Genomic DNA, 5,006 nt, shown 5'->3' on the forward strand with positions numbered 1-5,006 from the left:
TGGACTGGTCGGCCGGGGCGGTCGAGCTGCTGGTCGAGCAGCGGGCGTGGCCCGAGCTGGACCGGCCGCGCCGCGCCGGGGTGTCCTCGTTCGGGATCAGCGGCACCAACGCGCATGTGATCGTCGAGCAGGCGCCCGGGGAAACGGAGGATGCCGCCGAGGACGAGCCGGTCGCGTCGTCCCCGGTGCCGGTCGTGCTGTCGGGCACCAGCGACGAGGCATTGCGGGCCCAGGCGGGACGGCTGCGCGCGAAAGTGGCGTCCGACCCGGAGCTGCGCCCCGTGGACATCGGCTGGACGCTGGCGAGTTCGCGGACGGAGTTCGGCCACCGCGCCGTCGTCATGGCCGCCGACCGAGACGGCCTGGCGACCGCGCTGGACGAGCTGGCGCGGGGCAGCGGGGCCCCGGGTTCGGTCAGCGGCGTGGCAGCGCACACGGCCGACCGGGTGGTCTTCGTCTTCCCGGGCCAGGGCTCGCAGTGGCCCGGCATGGCCGCCGGACTGCTCGACACCGCACCGGTGTTCGCCCGGCGGATGCGTGAGTGTGCCGCGGCGCTGGCGGAGTTCGTGGACTGGTCGCCGCTGGATGTGCTGCGGCAGGTGCCGGGTGCGCCGACCCTGGACCGGGTCGAGGTGGTCCAGCCCGTGTCGTGGGCGGTGATGGTGTCGCTGGCGGCCCTGTGGCGGTCGTACGGCGTCGAGCCCTCGGCGGTCGTGGGACATTCGCAGGGGGAGATCGCGGCGGCCTGTGTGGCGGGCGCGCTGTCGCTGCCGGACGCGGCGCGGGTGGTGGCGCTGCGCTCGCAGGCCATCGCGAAGGGGCTGGCCGGCCTCGGCGGGATGATGTCGGTGGCCCTGCCGTCGGCGGAGGTGGAGTCCCGGCTGGAACGGTGGGCGGGCCGTCTCGAGGTGGCCGCGTTCAACGGGCCGTCCGCCACGGTCGTCGCCGGTGACCCGCGGGCGCTGGACGAACTGCACGCCGCGTGCGAGGCGGAGGGGATCCGGGCGCGCAGGGTCCCGGTGGACTACGCCTCGCACACCTCCCACGTGGAGCGGATCGAGGACGAACTGGCCCGGGTGCTCGCCGACGTCCGGCCCGAGCCCGCGAAGGTGCCGTTCTTCTCGACCGTCGAGCGGGACTGGCTCGGTGAGACGCCGGTGGACGCCGCCTACTGGTACCGGAACCTGCGGAAGCCCGTGCACTTCCGGACCGCCGTGACAGCGCTGGCCGAGCAGGGCCACGACACGTTCATCGAGATCAGCACGCACCCGGTGCTCACCATGAGCGTCCAGGAGACCCTGGAAGGCCGCGAGCAGGCGGCGCCCTGGGCGGTCTGCGGATCGCTGCGGCGCGACGAAGGCGGCCTGGACCGGTTCCTGACCTCGGTCGCGGAAGCCTGGACAAGCGGTGTCGCGGTGGACTGGGACCGGGCGTTCGCCGGTGCCGGGGCAGTCCGCGTCGAACTGCCCACGTATGCCTTCCGGCGCCGCCGCTACTGGCTGGACGCCATGGCGGACCGGCCGCTGCTGGGACGTGCCGTGGAACTCGCCGACGGCGACGGCACCGTGCTCACCGAACGGCTGTCGCTGCGCGCCCGGCCGTGGCTCGCCGACCACCGCGTGCTGGGCCAGGCAGTGGTGCCGGGGACCGCCCTGCTGGAGATGGCCCTGCGCGTCGGCGACGCGGTCGACGAGCTGACGCTGCACACCCCCCTGGTGGTGCCGGAGCGGGGCGAGGTGGAGGTGCAGCTGACCGCCGCTGCGCCGGACGACGCCGGGCGGCGTGCGGTGCGCGTCCACGGCCGCGTTCAGGGCGGAGCCGACGAGGGATGGCAGCTCCACGCCACGGGCGTGGTGAGCCCGGCCGAGCCCCGAGGCGCGGCCGCCGCGCCGACCGAGTGGCCGCCCGCCGGGGCGGTACCGCTCGACCTCACCGGTTGGTACGGCGAACTCGCCGGGCGCGGCCTGGAGTACGGGCCGGCCTTCCAGAACCTGCGGAACGTCTGGCGGCACGGCGACGACCTCCTGGCCGAGGTGGCCCTCCGGGACGAGCCGGGCCCGTTCCATGTGCACCCGGCGCTGCTGGACGCGGTACTCCATCCCCTGGTGCTGGAACAGGGCCCGGGCATCGTGGTGCCGTTCTCCTGGGCCGGTGTGCGGCCGGTGCGCGCGGGCGCGTCCCAGCTGAGGGTCCGGATCAGCCCGCTCGGCGAGGGCCGGGCCTCGCTCGCGGCCGCCGACGGCAGCGGGGTCGAGGTGCTGTCGGTCGACTCCCTCACCCTGCGACCGCTGGACGCCCGGCGGTTCGACCCCAAGCTCTTCCAGCTCGACTGGCGGGAGGTCGCCGCGGTCGGCACGGCGGCCGCGCCGGACGCCTCGACCGTCGTACTGCCGGTCGCCGCGAGCGCGGCGGATCTGCCCGAAGCCGTCCACGTGACCGCGGAATCCGTGCTGCGGGACGTCCGGAAGTGGCTGGAGGAGAGCGGCGGCGGCCCGTCCCGGCTGGTCGTCACCACCCGGCGGGGCGTGGCCGTGGAGCCGGGCGCCGGCCTCGACCTCGCCGCCGCCACGGTGTGGGGGCTGCTGCGCTCGGCCCAGACGGAACACCCGGGCCGGATCGTCCTGGTGGACTGCGACGGAACCGGCGAACTCGAACTCACCCCGGACGAGCTGGGCCGCGTACTGGCGACCGGCGAGCCGCAGATCGCGCTGCGCGCCGGCCGGCTCCTGGCGCCGCGGCTCGCCCGCGGCTCGGTCCCCGCCCCCGACCCCGGCCGTCCCGCCCTCGACCCCGAAGGAACCGTGCTGATCACCGGTGGGACCGGAGGGCTCGGCGCCGCCGTGGCGCGGCACCTGGTGGCCCGGCACGGCGTCCGACACCTGCTGCTGGTCAGCCGCAGTGGCAGGGCCGCCCAAGGCGCGGACGACCTGGTGGCGGAGTTGACCGCGGCGGGCGCCTCCGTGTCCGTGGCCGCCTGCGACGTCGCCGACCGGGCAGCCGTGGCCGAGGTCATCAGGGCCGCCTCCGCGTCGGCGCCGCTGCGGACGGTGGTGCACGCGGCGGGGGTCATGGACGACGCCGCCGTGCTGTCCCTGACGCCGGAGCAACTGCACGCCGTCCTGTCGGCGAAGGCCGACGCGGCATGGCATCTGCACGAACTGACCCGCGCAATCGACCTGTCGGCGTTCGTCCTGTTCTCCTCGGTCTCGGCCACCCTCGGCCTGGCCGGGCAGGCGAACTACGCCGCCGCCAACGCGTTCCTCGACGCGCTGGCACACCACCGGCACGGCTCGGGGCTGCCCGCGGTCTCCCTGGGCTGGGGGCTCTGGGAGCAGAGCACCGGAATGACCGGCCGCCTCGACGAGGCCGACCGGCAGCGGATCCTCCGCATGGGCCTGCGGCCGCTGCCCACGGACGACGGCCTGGCGCTGCTCGACCTCGGGCTCGGCGCGGACCGCGCGCACCTGGTGCCCGCCTGGTGCGACCTGTCCGCGCTCCGGGACGACACCGACCCGCCGGCGATCCTCCGAGGGCTCACGCGCGCCCCGGCCGCACGGGCGAACGGGGACCGCGAGGGTGCCACCTCGCTGCGCGACCGGCTGCCGACCCTGCCCGACCACGACCGCGAGCTGACCGTGCGACGCGTCGTCCAGGCCGAGATCGCGACGGTGCTCGGCCGGTCCGGGCCGGGCGACGTGCCCCTGGACCGGGGCTTCACCGCACTGGGCTTCGACTCGCTGACCGCCCTGGAGCTGCGCAACCGCCTTTCCACCCTCACCGGGCTCCCCCTGGCCGCCACGGTGACCTTCGACCATCCGAGCCCCTCCGCGCTGGCCCGGCACCTGCTGGAGCGGATCGCCCCCGAGCCTCCCCCGACGGCCGAGCCACCCATCCTCGCCGAACTCGACCGGCTGGCGGCCGACGTGGCCGCCGTCGGCGACGACGAACTGCTCTCGGCCGTCACCGTCCGGCTGTGGGAGCTGCTGGCGACCGTGACCGCGGGGGCCGACATGACGGAGCCGGCGACCGACCAGGAGATCGCCGAGGCCAGTGCGGACGAGCTCTTTTCCTTGATCGACGATGAGCTGGGAAGGCCCTGACATGAGCGACGCGAAGCTGCTCGACTACCTGAAACGGGTCACCACCGAACTGCGCCAGACGCGTCGGAGGCTCGCGGAAGCGGAGGCGGGCGCGGCTGCGGAGGCGGGGTCCGCGAGCCGGGAGCCGGTCGCGATCGTGGGCATGGCCTGCCGGCTCCCGGGCGGCGTCACCTCCCCCGAGGAACTGCACCAGCTGGTCGTCGACGGTGTGGACGCCGTGTCGGAGTTCCCCACCGATCGCGGCTGGGATCTCGACGGGCTGTACCACCCCGACCCGGACCACCTCGGCACCAGCTACACACGCCACGGCGGATTCCTCTACGACGCCGCGGAGTTCGACGCCGGCTTCTTCGGACTGTCGCCCAGAGAGGCGCTGGCGGCCGATCCGCAGCAGCGGCTGCTCCTCCAGACCAGCTGGGAGGCGCTGGAACGCGCGCGCATCGACCCGTCCTCGCTGCGCGGCAGCCGCACCGGCGTCTTCGCCGGGGTGATGTACAGCGACTACGCGTCACTGGCCGACGGAACCGGCGGAGTCGAGGGGCAGCTGCTGACCGGATCCCTGCCGAGCGTGGCGTCGGGCCGTGTCGCGTACACCTTCGGGTTCGAGGGCCCCGCGGTGACGGTGGACACGGCGTGTTCGTCGTCGTTGGTGGCGCTGCACCTGGCGGCGCAGTCGCTGCGCGCGGGGGAGTGCTCGCTGGCCCTGGCAGGCGGTGTGGCGGTGATGTCCACGCCGACCACCTTCGTGGAGTTCTCGCGCCAGCGCGCGGTCTCGCCCGACGGCCGGTGCAAGGCGTTCTCGGATTCGGCTGATGGCACGGGGTGGGCGGAGGGGGTGGGGGTGCTGGTGCTGGAGCGGCTCTCCGACGCCCGGCGCAACGGGCACCGTGTGCTGGCGGTGGTGCG

The 5,006-nt window shown here is 74.9% G+C and carries 2 protein-coding genes; both read left to right on the forward strand.

Translation table 11 applies throughout. The features are described from left to right. Positions 1 to 4,100, forward strand: a 4,100-nt coding sequence (locus ABTY62_RS47245) for an SDR family NAD(P)-dependent oxidoreductase (RefSeq protein ID WP_352135588.1), incomplete at its 5' end; no start/stop codon positions are given. A gap of 1 nt (position 4,101) precedes the next feature. Further along, on the forward strand, positions 4,102 to 5,006 hold a 905-nt coding region (locus ABTY62_RS47250; RefSeq protein ID WP_352135589.1), incomplete at its 3' end, for a beta-ketoacyl synthase N-terminal-like domain-containing protein.

The sequence above is a fragment of the Streptomyces sp. NPDC097640 genome (genome assembly GCF_040302705.1).
Taxonomy (GTDB): Bacteria; Actinomycetota; Actinomycetes; order Streptomycetales; family Streptomycetaceae; genus Streptomyces.